At 66.8% G+C, this 16,036-nt stretch carries 18 protein-coding genes and 1 tRNA gene; 2 read left to right on the forward strand and 17 right to left on the reverse strand.

Going from position 1 to position 16,036, the window contains the following annotated elements; genetic code table 11:
• Positions 1-82: 82 nt before the first annotated feature.
• From QE373_RS14040 to QE373_RS14115, 16 genes are all read right to left on the reverse strand, one after another.
• On the reverse strand, positions 83-403 hold the full coding sequence (locus QE373_RS14040; RefSeq protein WP_057506942.1) for a HigA family addiction module antitoxin: 321 nt from the start codon (positions 401-403) through the stop codon (positions 83-85).
• A gap of 132 nt (positions 404-535) precedes the next feature.
• The gene (locus tag QE373_RS14045; RefSeq protein WP_057506943.1) at positions 536-814 is read right to left on the reverse strand and encodes a type II toxin-antitoxin system RelE/ParE family toxin; all 279 of its coding nucleotides are present in this window, start codon (positions 812-814) and stop codon (positions 536-538) included.
• Between the two features lie 204 nt (positions 815-1,018).
• Positions 1,019-1,093: transfer RNA gene (locus QE373_RS14050), tRNA-Val, on the reverse strand.
• Positions 1,094-1,158: 65 nt separating this feature from the next.
• Positions 1,159-1,512, reverse strand: a complete 354-nt coding sequence (locus tag QE373_RS14055) for a PilZ domain-containing protein (RefSeq protein WP_057506944.1) — start codon at positions 1,510-1,512, stop codon at positions 1,159-1,161.
• Positions 1,509-2,480 (reverse strand): DNA polymerase III subunit delta', encoded by a 972-nt coding sequence (locus QE373_RS14060; protein ID WP_309687628.1) that lies wholly within the window; start codon positions 2,478-2,480, stop codon positions 1,509-1,511. The genes QE373_RS14055 and QE373_RS14060 overlap by 4 nt, the downstream gene beginning before the upstream one ends.
• Entirely contained in the window at positions 2,477-3,142 is a 666-nt protein-coding gene (tmk, locus tag QE373_RS14065; protein WP_309687631.1) for a dTMP kinase, read from the reverse strand. Before tmk ends, QE373_RS14060 begins: the two co-directional genes overlap by 4 nt.
• Positions 3,139-4,200, reverse strand: a complete 1,062-nt coding sequence (mltG, locus tag QE373_RS14070; protein WP_309687634.1) for an endolytic transglycosylase MltG — start codon at positions 4,198-4,200, stop codon at positions 3,139-3,141. The genes tmk and mltG overlap by 4 nt, the downstream gene beginning before the upstream one ends.
• A gap of 173 nt (positions 4,201-4,373) precedes the next feature.
• On the reverse strand, positions 4,374-5,738 hold the full coding sequence (locus tag QE373_RS14075; RefSeq protein WP_309687638.1) for an aminodeoxychorismate synthase component I: 1,365 nt from the start codon (positions 5,736-5,738) through the stop codon (positions 4,374-4,376).
• 143 nt (positions 5,739-5,881) lie between these two features.
• Positions 5,882-7,144 (reverse strand): beta-ketoacyl-ACP synthase II, encoded by a 1,263-nt coding sequence (gene fabF, locus QE373_RS14080; protein WP_057506949.1) that lies wholly within the window; start codon positions 7,142-7,144, stop codon positions 5,882-5,884.
• A 164-nt stretch (positions 7,145-7,308) separates the two neighbouring features.
• Entirely contained in the window at positions 7,309-7,548 is a 240-nt protein-coding gene (acpP, locus tag QE373_RS14085; RefSeq protein WP_057506950.1) for an acyl carrier protein, read from the reverse strand.
• Between the two features lie 150 nt (positions 7,549-7,698).
• On the reverse strand, positions 7,699-8,442 hold the full coding sequence (gene fabG / locus QE373_RS14090; RefSeq protein ID WP_309687646.1) for a 3-oxoacyl-ACP reductase FabG: 744 nt from the start codon (positions 8,440-8,442) through the stop codon (positions 7,699-7,701).
• Between the two features lie 83 nt (positions 8,443-8,525).
• On the reverse strand, positions 8,526-9,470 hold the full coding sequence (gene fabD / locus QE373_RS14095) for an ACP S-malonyltransferase (RefSeq protein ID WP_309687649.1): 945 nt from the start codon (positions 9,468-9,470) through the stop codon (positions 8,526-8,528).
• 166 nt (positions 9,471-9,636) lie between these two features.
• Positions 9,637-10,419, reverse strand: a complete 783-nt coding sequence (locus QE373_RS14100) for a serine/threonine protein phosphatase (RefSeq protein ID WP_123700548.1) — start codon at positions 10,417-10,419, stop codon at positions 9,637-9,639.
• 72 nt (positions 10,420-10,491) lie between these two features.
• Positions 10,492-11,469, reverse strand: coding sequence for a beta-ketoacyl-ACP synthase III (locus tag QE373_RS14105; RefSeq protein ID WP_057506953.1), 978 nt, complete (start codon positions 11,467-11,469; stop codon positions 10,492-10,494).
• Positions 11,470-11,558: 89 nt separating this feature from the next.
• Positions 11,559-11,753, reverse strand: coding sequence for a 50S ribosomal protein L32 (gene rpmF, locus QE373_RS14110; RefSeq protein ID WP_042613380.1), 195 nt, complete (start codon positions 11,751-11,753; stop codon positions 11,559-11,561).
• Positions 11,754-11,889: 136 nt separating this feature from the next.
• Positions 11,890-12,399 (reverse strand): YceD family protein, encoded by a 510-nt coding sequence (locus QE373_RS14115; RefSeq protein ID WP_309689832.1) that lies wholly within the window; start codon positions 12,397-12,399, stop codon positions 11,890-11,892.
• A 114-nt stretch (positions 12,400-12,513) separates the two neighbouring features.
• Between QE373_RS14115 and QE373_RS14120 the strand changes: the two genes are divergently transcribed.
• Complete coding sequence (locus QE373_RS14120; RefSeq protein ID WP_309687656.1) at positions 12,514-13,086, forward strand: Maf family nucleotide pyrophosphatase; 573 nt, start codon at positions 12,514-12,516, stop codon at positions 13,084-13,086.
• 111 nt (positions 13,087-13,197) lie between these two features.
• On the opposite strand, the gene QE373_RS14125 is transcribed toward QE373_RS14120, so the two are convergent.
• Positions 13,198-15,039 carry a glycosyltransferase family 39 protein gene (locus tag QE373_RS14125; RefSeq protein WP_309687658.1) on the reverse strand — a complete coding sequence of 614 codons (1,842 nt, stop codon included), beginning with the start codon at positions 15,037-15,039 and terminating at the stop codon, positions 13,198-13,200.
• A gap of 67 nt (positions 15,040-15,106) precedes the next feature.
• On the opposite strand from QE373_RS14125, the gene QE373_RS14130 reads away from it, so the two are divergent.
• On the forward strand, positions 15,107-16,033 hold the full coding sequence (locus tag QE373_RS14130) for an AAA family ATPase (protein ID WP_309689835.1): 927 nt from the start codon (positions 15,107-15,109) through the stop codon (positions 16,031-16,033).
• Positions 16,034-16,036: the final 3 nt, after the last annotated feature.

The raw sequence follows: 16,036 nt of genomic DNA on the forward strand, positions 1-16,036 counted from the left end.
CTTAAAAAAGCCCCCGCCGAGAAGCAGGGGCTTTGTCATTGCATGACGCGGAGGCACTGACATCTACCGATGAACTATCCGGTCATGCCGCCCGTGGGCGGATATGTTCGATCGTTTCAGCCAGCTCGACGCTGGCGATCGCCAGATCGTAATTGGTCTGCAGGTTCAGCCATACCTGGGCGGTCGTGCCGAAATAGCGCCCCAAGCGCAGAGCGGTATCGGCGGTGATGCCACGGCGTCCGGCAATGATGTCAGAGACGCGGGCAGGCGTTACATCAATTGCTGCCGCCAGCGCGCGTGCAGACATATTCAATGGGGACAGGAATTCTTCCGCCAGAATCTCACCAGGGTGGACCGGCGGGAGCGCGTTGGCGACATTCTTGTTCGCGATAGCGTTCTTCATGATCTATTTTTGCTACAGGTGTGGGCCTGTAGCGCCTCCTTGAAGGGGTCCAAGTCTTCTCTGACCCAAGGGTGGTTGGGCCGAGAGGCCCTCTCGGCAGCACCGAAAGTTCGCCCGCCGCTGCCGCGCTCCTCAGTGGTAATCGGTGACCTCTACATCGTAGGCATCGCCGCCTTTCCATCTGAAACAGATTCGATACTGGTCATTGACCCTGATGCTGAACTGCCCATTCCGGTCGCCTTTCAAGGCCTCCAATCGGTTGCCCGGCGGGGCTCTCAAGTCGTCCAGCTCGACCGCGGCCTTGAGATAATCCAGTTTGCGTTGAATCTGTCGTTCAATGTTCACCCAAGCCTTTACACGTCTGCCTTGGGCGAATTGTTCCGTGTCTTTGTTCGCAAATGATTTGAGCATCGGCCCTCCTTCACCAGGGCGAATGTATCGTATACCGATACACGATACAATGCAAGCCCCGTCAGGCTTGCTGCATCGCTGCACTCCGGCGGCGGCTGTGGCGGATATGCACCCTCGCGTACGCTGATAATCGCCTGCCCTTCGCACGTATCAAGCGCATACGAAAAAACCGGCCAAGGCCGGTTTTCGTGCAACACTTGAATATGGTGGGCGGTACAAGGTTCGAACTTGTGACCCTTGCCGTGTGAAGGCAATGCTCTACCGCTGAGCTAACCGCCCGATGCTGCTGAGCCGCTCATTATAGGGGCTTTCCCGAGAGCGTCAATACTTTTCAGATCACTTCTTCACATCGTGTGGGTCGGCTTTTCCGACGAGGTCAGGCCGGCCAGCAGCGTCTCGATCTTGTGCCGTACCGCCTCGCCTTCCTGCCCGTCCGCCAGCTGCACGCCGATGCCCGAAGGCCGGTTGCCCTGCGCCCCGGCCGGGGTCACCCAGATCACCTTGCCGGCGACCGGCAGGCGCTCGCTGGAATCGGGCAGGGTCAGCAGCAGGAACACCTCGTCGCCGAGGAAATAGCGCTTCGGCGTGGGCACGAACACCCCGCCGTTCTTCACGAACGGCATGTAGGCGCCATAAAGCGCGGCCTTGTCCTTTACGGCAAGGGACAGGATGCCCTGTCGGGCGTTGGTGGCGCTCATCGATTACCCCTTGGGTGCTGCCGTTCGTTGACCTTGTTCCAGGCCAGCAACAGTTCTACCACGGCCAGGTCCGCACGCACGGTGGTGCGCAGCAGGTCGCGGGTCCGGTTGGCAGCGTCGAACCAGGCTGCCAGCTTGTTCAAACGTTCCGGCGCGGTCAAGCCATCGCTGCTGGCCATCGACAGCGCCAGGTCGGCGGCAAAGCGCAGCCGCAGGGCCGCGTCTTCATCACCGGTCCATTTCTGAGCCAGCGCCACCGCCCCGGTGCGCCCGGCGGCCAGTGATTCCAGATCCTTGGTGACCTCGCGGCGCAGCTCCAGGCCTTCCTCGCGCAGCCAGGAGTCGGCCAGCCCGGGATGGCCGCGCGCGGCGTCCAGCGCTTCCATCGCATCGTCCTCGCGGTGGCCCTGCTGCTGCAGCCACGCCAGTGCTTCCTCGCGCGGCGGCAGCTTGAACTCCAGCCGCTGGCAGCGGCTGCGCACGGTCTGCGGCAGGCGCGCCGGGTCGCTGCTCACCAGCCACAGGTAGCGGCCGGGCTGCGGTTCTTCCAGCGTCTTCAGCAGGGCGTTGCAGGCCGCGCGGTTGATCGCATCGGCGGGGTCCACGATCACCACCTGGGCGATGCCGTACTGCGGCGTCAGCGAGAGCTTCTGGCCGATCTCGCGCACCTGCTCGATGACGATCTCGGTGCGCAGCTTGTCACCGCTCTTGTTGGGGATGAAGCTGATGATCTGCAGGTCCGGATGGGTGCCGGACGATATCAGCTGGCGCGCACGGTCGGCCTGCGGGCCACCGCCCTGGGTGAGCACGTGTTCGGCCAGTGCATCGGCCACGGCACGTTGGCCCAGCCCGGCCGGTCCCCAGATCAGCAGGCCATGGCCCAGCCGGCCGGCATCCAGCGCGGCGATCATCTGGTCATAGGCGCGCTGCTGCCACGGCGAAAATGCGCCCTTTCCGGTCGTGCTCATGCGCCCTCCCCGTTGTGCAGGAACTGCTCCACGCGGGCCACTACATCGGCTGCTACCTGCTGCTGCGCCTGGCTGGCGTCGACCAGCGCAAAGCGCTGCGGATCCTGCTGCGCACGTTCGCGGAAGACCGCGCGCACGCGCTGGAAGAAATCGTCCTGTTCGCTTTCGATGCGGTCCGGCCACAGGTCGCGGCCGTTGGCGCGCGCACGGCCGGTTTCCACGTCCACGTCCAGCAGCAGGGTCAGCCCCGGCAGCAGGCCGACCACGCGGCGTTCCAGGTCGGCGATCCACGTGGCATCCAGCCCGCGCCCGCCGCCCTGGTAGGCGTAACTCGAATCGGTGAAGCGGTCGGTCAGCACGAAGGCACCGCGGCGCAGGGCCGGCTGGATCACCTGGCGCACGTGCTGGGCGCGTGCGGCAAACACCAGCAGCAGTTCGGCTTCGGCGCTCAACGGCTCACCGGCGATCGCTTCGTCGTGCTTCAGCACCAGCGCGCGGATGCGTTCGGCCAACGGTGTGCCGCCCGGTTCGCGGGTCAGCACGACCTCGTGGCCATGCGCGCGCAGGCAGGCGTGGATGGCATTGATGGCGGTGGTCTTGCCCGCGCCTTCGCCGCCTTCCAGGCTGATCAGACGCGGGTGGCGCAGCAGCGCGGCACTCATTGCGCTTGGTTCTCCTTGGTGCGGTTCTGGCGCAGCTGCTGCAGGTAACGCGCCACGGCGACGTTGTGCTCTGCATAGCTGGCCGAAAAAATGTGCGCGCCGCTGCCATCGCCGACGGCGACGAAGTACAACGCATCGCCCGGTGCGGGCTGCGCGGCGGCGTTCAGCGCGTCGCGGCTGGGCATGGCGATGGGCGTGGGGGTCAGCCCGGCGCGGGTGTACGTGTTGTACGGCGTATCGGTGGTCAGGTGCACGCGGCGGATGTTGCCGTCGTAGGCCGGGCCGATGCCGTAGATCACCGTGGGATCGGTCTGCAGGCGCATGCCCATCTTCAGGCGGCGCGCGAACACGCCGGCAATCTGCGGGCGCTCGCTGGCCAGTGCGGTTTCTTTTTCGATGATGGAAGCCAGCGTCAGCAGCTCGTACGGCGAGTTGATCGGCAGGCCGTCGGCGCGCGAATCCCAGGCTTCGGTGAGCGCTTTTTCCATCGCCTCATGGGCGCGCTTGAGCACATCCACGTCGGTGTCGCCGCGCTGGTAGACGTAGGTCTCCGGCAGGAAGCGGCCTTCGGGGTGCTGGCCGCCGAAGCCGAGGCGCTGCATCAGCGCGGCGTCATCCAGTTCATCGGTGGTGTGCACCAGCGGTTCGGCACGCTTGAGCGCGGCACGCACCTGCCGGATGTTCCAGCCTTCGATGAGGGTGACGCGGTGCTGCAGCACGCGGCCCTGGCGCATGCGGGTCAGCAGCTCGCGCGGAGTCAGCGTGGCGTCCAGCGCGTACTCGCCGACTTTCAGCTTGCCGGCGGCGTCCATCTGGCGGGCGAGCAGTTGCCATTGCGCATCCTGGCCTTCGTCCACGCCGGCGTCGCGCAGCTTGCCGAGCACGGTGCTGAAGCCATCGCCGCTGGCGATGACCATGCTGTCCTTGCTGGGACTCAGCGGGCGGTCGGCGAACTGGCCCTGCTGGTAGAAGAACCATGCGCCGGCGCCTACGGCTATTGCACCGAACAGCACCAGGACGGTCACTACCATCAGACATCCGCGCTTGGCTGCCGCCATGGATTACCTCGAAGAATTATTCAGGTGAGCAGGATACCGCGAACGTGCAGCGCCGAGCCGTGCCCGGCGGGAGCGCAGGCGTGGCTGGAGCTGACGGCCAGCGCCCGTCACTACCGGTCCTTCTTGACGGCCAGCGGCCGTCACTACCGGCGGCCAGCGGCCGTCACTACCGGTCAGCCTTGCTGGCCGAGGGCGCGCATCAGGCCGCGGGCTTTGGCGCGGGTTTCGTCCAGTTCCTTGTCCGGGTCCGAATCGACCACGATGCCGGCGCCGGTGCGGAAGCTGACTTCGTTGCCTGCTACTTCGGCGGTGCGGATCAGGATGTTCAGGTCCAGGTCGCCGTCGCGGTTCAGCCAGCCGAAGGCGCCGGTGTAGGCGCCGCGCGGCACCTGCTCCAGCTCGTTGATGATCTGCATGCAGCGCACCTTCGGGCAGCCGGTGATGGTGCCGCCGGGGAACGTCGCGGCGATCACCTGGCCGGGGGTGACGTCATCGCGCAGGGTGCCGCTGACATTGCTGACGATGTGGTGCACGTGGGCATAGCTTTCCACGGTCATCAGTTCGTCCACCACCACGCTGCCCGGTGTGCAGATGCGGCCCAGGTCGTTGCGCTCCAGGTCGATCAGCATCACGTGTTCGGCGCGTTCCTTCGGGTGGCCGACCAGTTCCTGGATGCGCGCGGCATCGTCGTCGCCGTCGAAGCGCGGGCGGGTACCGGCGATCGGGCGGGTCTGCGCGTGGCCGCCGTGCACCGACACCAGCCGTTCCGGTGATGAGCTCACCACGTGGCGCCCGTGGCCGGTGAACAGGCCGGCGAACGGTGCCGGATTGGCGCGGCGCAGCTGGGCGTACAGCGCCTGCGGGCTCACTGCATCGGCAAAGCGCGCGCACCAGCGGCGCGACAGGTTCACCTGGAACACGTCGCCGGCCAGCAGGTAATCGATCACCCGGCGCACGCCGTCGGTGAAGCGCGCAGGCGCGTCTTCTTCCACGCTGACCGGCGGCTGCCAGCCCTGCCCTGCGGCCGGCACACCAGCGGCAAGCTGCGCCTGCAGCGTGGCCAGCAGCGCCTGCTGGCCCGCTTCGGCCACCAGGTAGCTGCGTTGTTCCAGGTGGTCATGCAGCACGGCGGCCGGGCAGCGCAGCGCCAGCGCCGTGGGTTGGCCATCTGCGCGCGCCATCGGCGGCAGCACGGTTTCAATCTGGCTGGCCACTTCGTAGTCCAGCAGCAGCGCCCAGCCGCCCCGGAAGGGCAGCGTCGGGCCCTGCGTGGGGGGCAGGCGCTCTGCCTGCCAGGCGCTGTCCAGCAGGTCCAGGAAGGCCCCTGCGTGGGCGCGGCCGGCATGGTCGCGGACGATGCCATCGGCATCCAGCCGCAGGAACGCCTCGCCGGCCACCAGCAGCAGGTCCCAGCGGCCTTGTTCGGTGCCCGACGCGGTCGATTCCATCAGCAGCGGGAAACGTGCCGGGTCGGCCTGCTGCAGGGCGAGCAGGTCGGCAGGGGTGTCCAGGGGCTGGATCAGGATCGGATCGGACATGTCGGCGCAGCGCCTGGAAGAGGAGGTGTCGGGCGCGGGGTGACGGGTGACGGTAGCGCCGAGCCATGCTCGACGGCTGTTGCGGTCACGCGTGCCGCTGCGCTCGCCGAGCATGGCTCGGCGCTACCAGAGCTGGACAAACCTCAGACGCGCTTGAACACCAGCGTGCCGTTGGTGCCGCCGAAGCCGAAGCCGTTGGACATCACCACGTCCACCTTCGCCTGGCGTGCTTCGTTGGGCACGTAGTCCAGGTCGCAGCCTTCGCCCGGCTGCTGCAGGTTGATGGTCGGCGGAATCACGCCGTCCTGCAGCGCCAGCACGGAGAAGATCGCTTCCACGCCGCCAGCGGCGCCCAGCAGGTGGCCGGTCATCGACTTGGTGGAGCTGACCAGCATCTTGTACGCGTGATCGCCGAAGGCGGTCTTCATCGCCATGGTCTCGCCCAGGTCGCCCAGCGGCGTGGAGGTGCCGTGCGCGTTGAGGTAACCGACCTGGTCCGGGTTGACGCCGGCGTCCTTCATCGCCGCCACCATGCAGCGTGCGGCGCCTTCGCCGCTCTCTGCCGGTGCGGTCATGTGGTACGCATCGGAACTGGCGCCGAAGCCGGCCAGCTCGCAGTAGATCTTCGCGCCGCGCGCCTTGGCGTGCTCGTACTCTTCCAGGATCAGGATGCCGGCACCGTCGCCCAGCACGAAGCCGTCGCGGTCCTTGTCCCACGGACGCGAGGCCGCGGTCGGGTCGTCGTTGCGGGTGGACATCGCCTTCATCGCGCAGAAGCCGCCCAGCGCGGTCGGCGAGGAGCCACGTTCGGCGCCACCGGCGACCATCACGTCGGCATCGCCGTACTGGATCATGCGCATCGCCGTACCGATGGAATGGTTGGACGTCGCGCACGCGGACACCGCCGAGAACGACGGACCCTTCAGCCCGGCGATGATGCTCAGCTGGCCCGGCAGCATGTTGATGATGGTCTTGGGCACGTAGAACGGCGAAATCTTCTTCCCTTCGTGGAAGTCGATGGTCTGTTCTTCGATGCCCAGCAGGCCGCCGATGCCGGCGCCGACGATGGCGCCAATGCGCTCGGCATTGCCTTCGTTGATTTCAAGACCCGAATCGGCCAGCGCCATGAAGGACGCGCCCAAGCCGTAGTGGATGAAGGGGTCCATCTTCTTGGCGTCCTTGCCGGACACACGGTACTTGCCGAACAGCGGGTTGTCGGCGGTGATGTCGAAATCCTTGACCTCACCTGCAATCTTGGTGGTGAAACGGTCCAGGTAGGCGTCGGCAACGTTGGTCAGCGGACCGATGCCCGAACGGCCTGCGGTGATGCCCTGCCAACTGCTGGCCAGGTCATTGCCCAGAGGCGAAACCATGCCCATGCCGGTAACGACGACGCGACGCTTCATTGCTCTCTCCTGACCCGAAAGTAGTGCGGGTATGACACGGGGTGGAACGTAATTGGATCCGCGCCCGTATGCAGCAGCGCAAATACACAGGGCCGCATTCGCGGCCCCATGGGATGCCGTGCGCGGTTACGGTCGAGCCGCCGCCGCGCACCAGCCGCCTTGCATCAGGCCTTGGTGTGCGACTTGATGTAGTCGATCGCCGCCTGCACGGTGGTGATCTTCTCGGCTTCTTCGTCCGGGATTTCGCACTCGAACTCTTCTTCCAGCGCCATCACCAGCTCGACGGTGTCCAGCGAGTCTGCGCCCAGGTCATCGACGAACGATGCGCTGGTGGTGACTTCTTCTTCCTTGACGCCAAGCTGTTCGACGACGATTTTCTTGACGCGTTCTTCGATGGTGCTCATGGGGTATTGCTCCAGATGGAGTAGTGGTTCAAAAAGACGCCATCGCAGACGATGGCCGTGGGATAGTGTAGTGGAAACCGGCGGCGCCTTGCATGCAAGCGAAACGCCATCCAGATCAACCACTTGCGGCGCGCTCCGTGCGCCCCGTGCTTACGGCATGTACATCCCGCCGTTCACATGGAGTGTCTCTCCGGTGATGTAGTTGGCTGCCGGGCCGGCCAGGAAGGCCACCGCATGGGCGATATCCTCCGGCGAACCCAGGCGTTCCAGGGCGATGTTGTTGACCAGCGCGGCACGCGCTTCGTCGGTCAACGCCTTGGTCATGTCGGTGTCGATGAAGCCGGGCGCCACCACGTTCACGGTGACCCCGCGCGAGCCGATTTCCTTGGCCAGCGACTTGGAGAAACCGATGATGCCGGCCTTGGCAGCGGCGTAGTTGGCCTGGCCGGCGTTGCCGGTCACCCCCACCACCGAAGCGATGTTGATGATGCGGCCCTTGCGCGCCTTCATCATGCCGCGCATGACCGCCTTGCTGGTGCGGAACACGCTGGTCAGGTTGGTGTCGATGATCGACGCCCAGTCCTCGTCCTTCATGCGCATCAGCAGGTTGTCGCGGGTGATGCCGGCGTTGTTGACCAGGATGCTGATCGCGCCGAATTCCTTGGCGATGTCGGCCAGCACGGTTTCCAGTGCGGCGGCATCGGTGACGTTCAGCGCGCGGCCGTGGCCACCCTGCGCGGCCAGGCGCTCGCCGATGGCCGCGGCACCGGAATCGGTGGTGGCCGTGCCGATGACCGTGGCGCCCTGGGCGGCCAGCAGGTCGGCGATGGCGGCACCGATACCGCGGCTTGCGCCGGTGACCAGTGCGATTTCACCCTGCAGGGGCTTGCTCATGATGCTGTCCTCGAATGGTGCGGTCGCCCGCGCGCGGCGCCATGCCGGGGGGGGCACGACGCAGGCGGGCAACGGGAAGGGGGTCAGGCCGACCATGCCTCGCGGGCGGCTTCGACATCGCCCGGGGTGGCCAGCGAACGGCCGTCGATGGTCTTGTCGATGCGCTTGACCAGGCCGGTCAGGACCTTGCCCGGGCCGCATTCGGCGATACGGGTGATGCCACGCGCGGCCAGCGCCTGCACGCAACCGGTCCACTGCACCGGCTGGTACAGCTGCTGCACCAGCGCGGCGGCGATGGCGTCCACGCCGTCGTGTACCTGGGCGTCCACGTTCTGCACCACCGGCAGCTGCGGCGCCTGCCAGGACAGGCCGACCATGGTTTCGGCCAGGCGGTTGGCGGCTTCGCGCATCAACGGGGTGTGCGAGGGCACGCTGACGGCCAGTTTCACCGCCTTGCGCACGCCCTTTTCAGCGAGCAGCGCCAGCGCGCGATCCACCGCGGCGGCGTCGCCACCGATGACGATCTGGCCGGGCGAGTTGTAGTTGGCGGGCACCAGCACCTGGCTGCCGACCGCTTCCTTGCACACCTCCAGCACCAGTGCGTCTTCGGCGCCGAGCACGGCGGCCATCGCGCCCACGCCCGCCGGTGCGGCATCCTGCATGAACTGGCCACGCAGGCGCACCAGGTGCGCACCGTCGTGCAGGCTCAGGGCGCCGGCAGCGACCAGCGCGGAGTATTCGCCCAGGCTGTGGCCGGACAGCAGCGACGGCTGCGCGCCGCCCAGTGCCTTCCAGGTGCGCCACACGCCGATGCTGGCGGCCAGCAGGGCCGGCTGGGTGTATTCGGTGCGGTTGAGCATTTCCTCCGGGCCGCCCTGGGACAGTGCCCACAGGTCGACGCCGGCACCATCGGATGCTTCCGTGAAGGCTTCACGCACCTGCGGGTGCAGCTCGGCCAGCTCGGCCAGCATGCCCACGGACTGCGAGCCCTGGCCGGGGAAAACGAAAGCAAGAGTGGAATCAGTCACGCGGTCATCCGCCTGGTTTGAATCGAAGCGGGCCATGATAAAGGCGATTGCCGCCTGCCGTCTGTACGTGCGCGTATGCAGGCAGCGCGGGAATGACGGCCGCTGGCCGTCAACCCAGTACCCGCCCGGTGCGGGAATGACGGCCAGCGGCCGTCACTACCCGGTGTCAGGTCAGCAGTTCCAGCAGGTCCAGCTGGCCATCGGCGAACCAGTCCACGCACACCACCAGCACCATCAGCACTCCCAGCGTGGTGGCGCCATGCACGATGAGGATGGCGTGGGCCAGCGCGCGCGCCGAACGGCCCATGCCCATGCTCGCCTTGGCCAAGCGCTGCAGCCGCCCGGTCACCGCATGCGCGTGCTCGCGCACCGGCGCCTGCGCACCGTCCATCGCTTCGGCCATCATCGCCTGCAGCTGCTGCGGGCGATCGGCGTAGTACTTGGCCACGCCATAGCCGAACATCAGCCAGTCGCGCGCCTGCGCCTGGTCCAGGTCCATTACTTCCAGCGGGTCTTCTTCGAAATCGATGAAGCCCACGTTCTGCCCGTCCCAGGTCAGGTTGCGCGGCAGCGGCTGGCCGAAATACGCGCCACGCGCATGCGCGGCGGCCATCGCCTGCATGGCGGCGGAAACCAGCACGTCGCGGCCGGCATCGTCGGCCTCGCGCAGGCAGGTATTGAAGGAACTGCCGTTGTCGCCCAGCACCAGCGCGGCATGGCCGCTGCCCAGCACCGTTGGCACGTTCACGCCCTGCGCCTGCAGCTCGCCCAGCCGGCGCGCTTCGGTCTGGCGGGCGGCATCGCCTCCGCGGTGCGGTGGCGGGCGCAGCGCATCCAGCTGGAAGCGGCGGGCGACGAAATTCAGCAGGCCCAGCGCGACCGCGCGGCTGCCTTCGCCGTATTGCTTCAACCAGGCCCGTTGCCCTTCGAGGGTAATCGGCTCAACCATGGGGATCCTCCATAACGCAGTACGGCCCCGAAGGGCCGTAACGACGTTTTAACGATGTCGTAACTGGCGCTATCAATAGCGCAGCAGTGCCGAACCCCACGTGAAGCCGCCACCGAAGGCCTCCAGCAACAGCAGCTGGCCGCGTTCGACCCGGCCCGAGCGCACCGCGTGGTCCAGCGCCAGCGGCACCGAAGCCGAGGAGGTATTGCCGTGCTTGTCCACCGTCACCACCACCTGGTCCATGGACATCTCCAGGCGCTTGGCAGTGGCTTCGATGATGCGCAGGTTGGCCTGGTGCGGGATCAACCAGTCCAGATCGGCCTTGCTCAGCGCATTGGCTTCCAGCGTCTCGTCGACCACCGAATCCAGCGCCTTGACCGCGTACTTGAACACGTCGTTGCCCTTCATCAGGATCGCGCCGCGTGCCTGCTCGCCTTCGCCGAAGCCGGCCGAAACGCCGACCGGGTTCCACAGCAGTTCTTTCTTGCTGCCGTCCGAATGCAGGTGGGTGCTGAGGATGCCGGTCTCTTCGTCGGCCTTCAGCACCACCGCACCGGCACCGTCGCCGAACAGCACGCAGGTGGTGCGGTCGTTCCAGTCGACGATACGGGTGAGGGTTTCCGCGCCGATGACCAGCACATGGCGTGCATCACCGGAACGAATGAATTTATCGGCCACGCCCAGCGCGAACACGAAGCCGGAACAGGCCGCGTTGACGTCGAAGGCAGGGCAACCGGTCGCACCGAGCTTGGCCTGGATCAGGCACGCGGTGGACGGGAAAATCAGATCGGGCGTGGTGGTACCGACCACGATCATGTCCAGCTGGCTGGCATCGATGCCGGCCGCCTCCAGCGCTTTCACCGCGGCGTGGTAGCCGAGGTCGCTGGTGGTTTCTTCTGCGGCGGCGATATGCCGCTCTTTGATGCCGGTGCGCGTAACGATCCACTCGTCCGACGTCTCGACCATTTTTTCCAGGTCGGCGTTGGTCAGCACTTTTTCCGGCAAATAGCTACCGGTGCCCGCGATCCTCGAGTAGATCCGCTTGCTCATCGACATTCCTGTTGCGCGGGCGGCCGTTGCCGGTGCCCGGGGGGATACGGCAAAGGCCGCTGCCTGGACGGCAGCGGCCTTCACTCACATCAATCTTCTTCGACGGAAGAAGTCTTGGTCTGGATGACCTTCTTGCCGCGGTAGAAACCATCGGCAGTGATGTGGTGACGCAGGTGCACTTCGCCCGTGGTCGGGTCGGTCGACAGCTGCTTTGCGCTCAGGGCGTCATGCGCACGGCGCATACCGCGGCGGGACGGGGTGACACGGGATTTCTGCACAGCCATGGGATTGCTCCAAACTCGGTTCGATGTTCTTCGTCGTTTCGTCGCACAGGACGCCAGCGCCCAGCACACTTTTCGCTTTCGCCGCAGCCGCCGACGATACCCGGCTGCATATTCGCTCGGTCGAGCCAGCCCGACCTTACTTTTTCTTCAACGCTGCCAACGCCGCGAACGGGTTGACCTTGTCGGTTTCTTCTTTGGTCGGGGCCCATTCCTGGTCCACCGCCTCGCCATCGGGCGAAAGGGGAACCACCGGGACCGCCAACACAAGTTCGTCTTCGACCAGCTCCAGCGGCACAAGCTGGCCATCTTCGGGCACCAGCAGGGCCTCGAAGTCTTCCGGAAGGGACGATTCCTCGTCTTCCTCACGGATCAGGCCGATCTTCTGCACCAGTTTTACCGGCAGCAGGAAACGCTGCAGGCTGCGCTGACAGATCAGCGGCAGCTCGGTATCGATGGTCAATTCCACATAGGATACCCGCAGGATGTCGTCGTGCGAGAATTCCAGTGCATACGTGCACTGGCCTTCAGCATCGGCAACAAGCCCTTGCAGGCGGGTGAATTGAGCCAGATCGGCCTGGCCGTCGAAGCGCCTTCGCGCTGCGACCATCCGCCAAGCATCCAGCGTTTCGGGCACGTTCGCGGACATAAGCCGCTGAATGTTAAGGACCGTCGCGGCCGCTGTCAATTACCTGCGGCTTCAGGCTTGTGGCGGGCCTCCGCCACGGGCCAGACTGGGCGGCCCAGAGCCCTGATTCTACGCATGAACAGCCTGTTGCTGGCCTCTACCTCACCCTACCGCCGCGACCTGCTGCAGCGGCTGCGCCTGCCCTTCGACTGCGCACGCCCGCAGGTGGACGAAACGCCGTTGCCCGGCGAGGCGCCGGCCGCGCTGGCGGTGCGCCTGGCGGCCGCCAAGGCCGCCGACGTAGCGCGGCGGCACCCGGGCGCATGGGTTATCGGGTCGGACCAGGTGGCCGACCTGGACGGCCAGCCACTGGGCAAACCCGGCACCGCTGAGGCCGCGCGGGCCCAGCTGGCCAGGATGTCGGGGGCGGCGGTGCAATTCCACACGGCCATCTGTCTCATGCGCGACGGAGAACGGCTGCAAGCACTGGATACCACCACGGTGCGCTTCCGGGTGTTGAATGAGGCGGAGATTGCCCGCTATGTGGAGGCCGAACAGCCGCTGGACTGCGCCGGCAGCTTCAAGTGCGAGGGGCTGGGCATCGCTCTGTTCGAGGCCATCGACAACCGCGACCCCACCGCCCTGATCGGCCTGCCGTTGATCGCGCTGTGCGCGCTGCTGCGCCAGGCGGGCATCGCAGTGCCGTAGTGACGACCGCTGGTCGTCAGAGGGCCTTTCTCGGCCCTGCTGAAGCGCGTGACGACCAACGGACGTCACCCACCCCTACCTTGGTCACCCACCCACACCACCCAGGGTTCCTCAGCGCGCCGGCACCACGAACGGCTGTTCCTGCCACTGCTCCACGCTGCCATCGTGGCCATGCAGGCGCAGGCCCAGCCAGTGCCGCCCCGGCGCCAGCGCGCGGGTATCCAGGCGCGCGTCGAAGCCCACGTTGGGATGCTGCGGATCGGTAGACTGCGGCCACGCCGAACGGATGTCGAAGTTGCGTCCATACACCGCGTCGGTCACCGGCCGCCCGTCCAGCAGCACCTCCACGCGTGACAGCCCCACCCCATCCTTGAACGCCCAGCCCTTCACGTGCAGGTCCGCCGCCACGATCTCACCGGAGGATGGCGCATCAAACCAGGCCATCGCCGGGGTGATGCAGGGGCCTTCGTCGCGCTGCGCCGGCAAGCGGAACAGCAGGAAGCGCTGGAAGCCGTGGTCGTTGCTCACCACCCGCGGCGGCGGGAGCGGGCCGACCTGCCCGCAGATGGCGCGATAGCGGTCCAGCAGCTCGCGGTAACGCTGGTCGCTGGGCGACAGCACCAGCAGCATCGGGCCGTCCCGCTTGCCGTCATGCAGCTGCCCCCACAGGCCCAGCTGCACGCTGCGCCCGTGCTTGTCGTTGAGCGGATGCGGCAGCACCGCGATATCCGCATCGCCCAGCTGGAAGCCCAGCTCCGCGCCGACCTTGAAGTTGCCGGCCAACACCTTGGTGCCCGGCGGCATCTGCTGCAGTTCTTCGCGCACGGCATCGGCAAGCGGCTGCCAACCGGCGAAATTGCGCGGGTAATACTTGTAACCGGCCAGTTGCTCACGCAGCTGCGGCGTGGACGCCATCAGGTAGTAACTGAAGGCCAATGCCAGCCCCGCGCCCGCCATCCACCATGCGGTGCGGCGCAGCCAGCGCGGCCAGCCATTGAGCACCACCGGCACGGCCACCAGCAGCGCCAGGTAGCCCGGCAACGGCCAATGGAAACTGATGCGTTCCACATCGGTGAAGAAGCCGAGCACGAAGATCGCCAGCGTGGACACGCCACCGACCAGCCCGAAGTAACGCCACTGTGCGCGCGCACCGCCCCCGGCCCGCGTGCCGGCCACGGCCACTTTCCACATCGCCACGCACAGCAACGGGGTGACCAGCATCGGCTGGATCACCAGGAACCACAGCCCGGTCCATTGGAAATCCCACGGATGGCGATCGACCACCTGGAATTTAAGCCCGGCCTCGTGGTTGTCCGCATTCCATGCCAGCAACGGCAGCCATGCCAGCACGCCCACCGCCAGCGCCACCCAGATGCGCGGATCGCGCAGCATTCGGCGGCCCTGCGGCAGCAGCAGCAGCGCGATGAAACCCACCGCGATCACGCCGATGAAACGGTAATGGCTGAGCGCGCCGATCAGCAGGCCCAGCGCCAATCGCATCGCGGCCGCGGCATCGACGGTGCGCAGCAGCCGCGCACCGGCGCCCAGGCACAGCACAGCGGCCATCGCCATCGGCACGTCCGGCACCGCCAGCATGCCCAGCGTGGCCGACAGCGGCATCAGCAGGGTCAGGCTGCCGGCCTGCCAGCCCGCCACGTTGCCGAACCAGCGCGTGGCGATGCGCGATACCGCCCACGGCAGCCACGCACCGATGGCCAGGAACGGCAGGCGCAAGGCCAGCACATGGTGTCCGCCGATCTCCACGCCCAGCCGTGCCAGCCACGCGGTGAGTCCCGGCAGGTCGGAGTAGGCGGCGGCCAGGTGCTGGCCTTCCTGCCAATAGAACGCTTCGTCGACGAACAACGGCAGGCGCGCGGCCACGACCAGCTTCACTGCCGTGATCAGTGTCCATAGCCACAGAAATATCGTGCGTGCGCGTTGTTCGCCCTGCATTGCTCTATAGAATCGAAGGAAGACCTAGCCAGAGACGACGATGGATTCTTCGCCCCCCGTGTCCCGCATGCTAACCGATGAACTGCGCCAAGCCCTGCTTGATGCGCAACAACAGGTCAACGCCCTGGTGCTGGGCAAGGCCCACGAGGTGCGGTTGGCCTTCGTCGCCCTGCTGTCCGGCGGGCATCTGCTGATCGAAGATCTACCCGGCCTGGGCAAGACCACGCTCGCCCACGCGCTGGCCTCCAGCCTCGGGCTGGGCTTCCAGCGCGTGCAGTTCACGTCCGACCTGCTGCCGGCCGACGTGCTCGGTGTGTCCATCCTGGATCCGGGCAGTCGCGAGTTCGCCTTCCATCCCGGCCCGGTGTTCACCCACGTGCTGCTGGCCGATGAAATCAACCGCGCCCCGCCCCGCACGCAGAGCGCGCTGCTGGAAGCGATGGCCGAACAGCAGGTCACCCTGGATGGCCAGACCCACGCCCTGCCCGATCCGTTCTTCGTGATCGCCACGCAGAACCCGGTGGACCTGTCAGGCACCTTCCCGCTGCCGGATTCGCAGCTGGACCGGTTCCTGCTGCGGCTGGCGATGGGCTATCCCAACGTGGAAGCCGAACGCGAGCTGCTGCGTGGCGTGGACCGTCGCGACCTGATCGCGCGGGCCACCCCGAAGCTGGACGACCACCAGGTGCGCGCACTGCGCGAGGCGGCGCTGCAGGTGCATGCCAGCGATGCGCTGATCGATTACGTGCAGGCACTGCTGACCCGCAGCCGGCAGCACGCCGGCGTGCGCGTCGGCCTGTCACCGCGTGCCGGGCTGGCGCTGCTGCGTGCGGCGAAGGCCCATGCGCTGCTGCTGGGCCGCGCGCATGTCATTCCCGAAGACGTGCAGACCTTGTTCATCGGCGTGGCCGGGCACCGCCTGGTCGGCGAAGCCGAGTCGTCGGCCGGCGCCGCGCTGGCACGCGCGATCCTGCAGACGGTGCCGGTGGATTGAACG

Origin of the sequence: Stenotrophomonas sp. SORGH_AS_0321 (genome assembly GCF_031453215.1) — a bacterium.
Taxonomy (GTDB): domain Bacteria; phylum Pseudomonadota; class Gammaproteobacteria; order Xanthomonadales; family Xanthomonadaceae; genus Stenotrophomonas; species Stenotrophomonas chelatiphaga.

Coding starts and splice junctions, on each gene's coding strand:
- QE373_RS14040 (WP_057506942.1), bottom strand. CDS start 403: ATGAAGAACGCTATCGCGAACAAGAATGTCGCCAACGCGCTCCCGCCG.
- QE373_RS14045 (WP_057506943.1), bottom strand. CDS start 814: ATGCTCAAATCATTTGCGAACAAAGACACGGAACAATTCGCCCAAGGC.
- QE373_RS14055 (WP_057506944.1), bottom strand. CDS start 1,512: ATGAGCGCCACCAACGCCCGACAGGGCATCCTGTCCCTTGCCGTAAAG.
- QE373_RS14060 (WP_309687628.1), bottom strand. CDS start 2,480: ATGAGCACGACCGGAAAGGGCGCATTTTCGCCGTGGCAGCAGCGCGCC.
- tmk (WP_309687631.1), bottom strand. CDS start 3,142: ATGAGTGCCGCGCTGCTGCGCCACCCGCGTCTGATCAGCCTGGAAGGC.
- mltG (WP_309687634.1), bottom strand. CDS start 4,200: ATGGCGGCAGCCAAGCGCGGATGTCTGATGGTAGTGACCGTCCTGGTG.
- QE373_RS14075 (WP_309687638.1), bottom strand. CDS start 5,738: ATGTCCGATCCGATCCTGATCCAGCCCCTGGACACCCCTGCCGACCTG.
- fabF (WP_057506949.1), bottom strand. CDS start 7,144: ATGAAGCGTCGCGTCGTCGTTACCGGCATGGGCATGGTTTCGCCTCTG.
- acpP (WP_057506950.1), bottom strand. CDS start 7,548: ATGAGCACCATCGAAGAACGCGTCAAGAAAATCGTCGTCGAACAGCTT.
- fabG (WP_309687646.1), bottom strand. CDS start 8,442: ATGAGCAAGCCCCTGCAGGGTGAAATCGCACTGGTCACCGGCGCAAGC.
- QE373_RS14100 (WP_123700548.1), bottom strand. CDS start 10,419: ATGGTTGAGCCGATTACCCTCGAAGGGCAACGGGCCTGGTTGAAGCAA.
- QE373_RS14105 (WP_057506953.1), bottom strand. CDS start 11,469: ATGAGCAAGCGGATCTACTCGAGGATCGCGGGCACCGGTAGCTATTTG.
- rpmF (WP_042613380.1), bottom strand. CDS start 11,753: ATGGCTGTGCAGAAATCCCGTGTCACCCCGTCCCGCCGCGGTATGCGC.
- QE373_RS14115 (WP_309689832.1), bottom strand. CDS start 12,399: ATGTCCGCGAACGTGCCCGAAACGCTGGATGCTTGGCGGATGGTCGCA.
- QE373_RS14120 (WP_309687656.1), top strand. CDS start 12,514: ATGAACAGCCTGTTGCTGGCCTCTACCTCACCCTACCGCCGCGACCTG.
- QE373_RS14125 (WP_309687658.1), bottom strand. CDS start 15,039: ATGCAGGGCGAACAACGCGCACGCACGATATTTCTGTGGCTATGGACA.
- QE373_RS14130 (WP_309689835.1), top strand. CDS start 15,107: ATGCTAACCGATGAACTGCGCCAAGCCCTGCTTGATGCGCAACAACAG.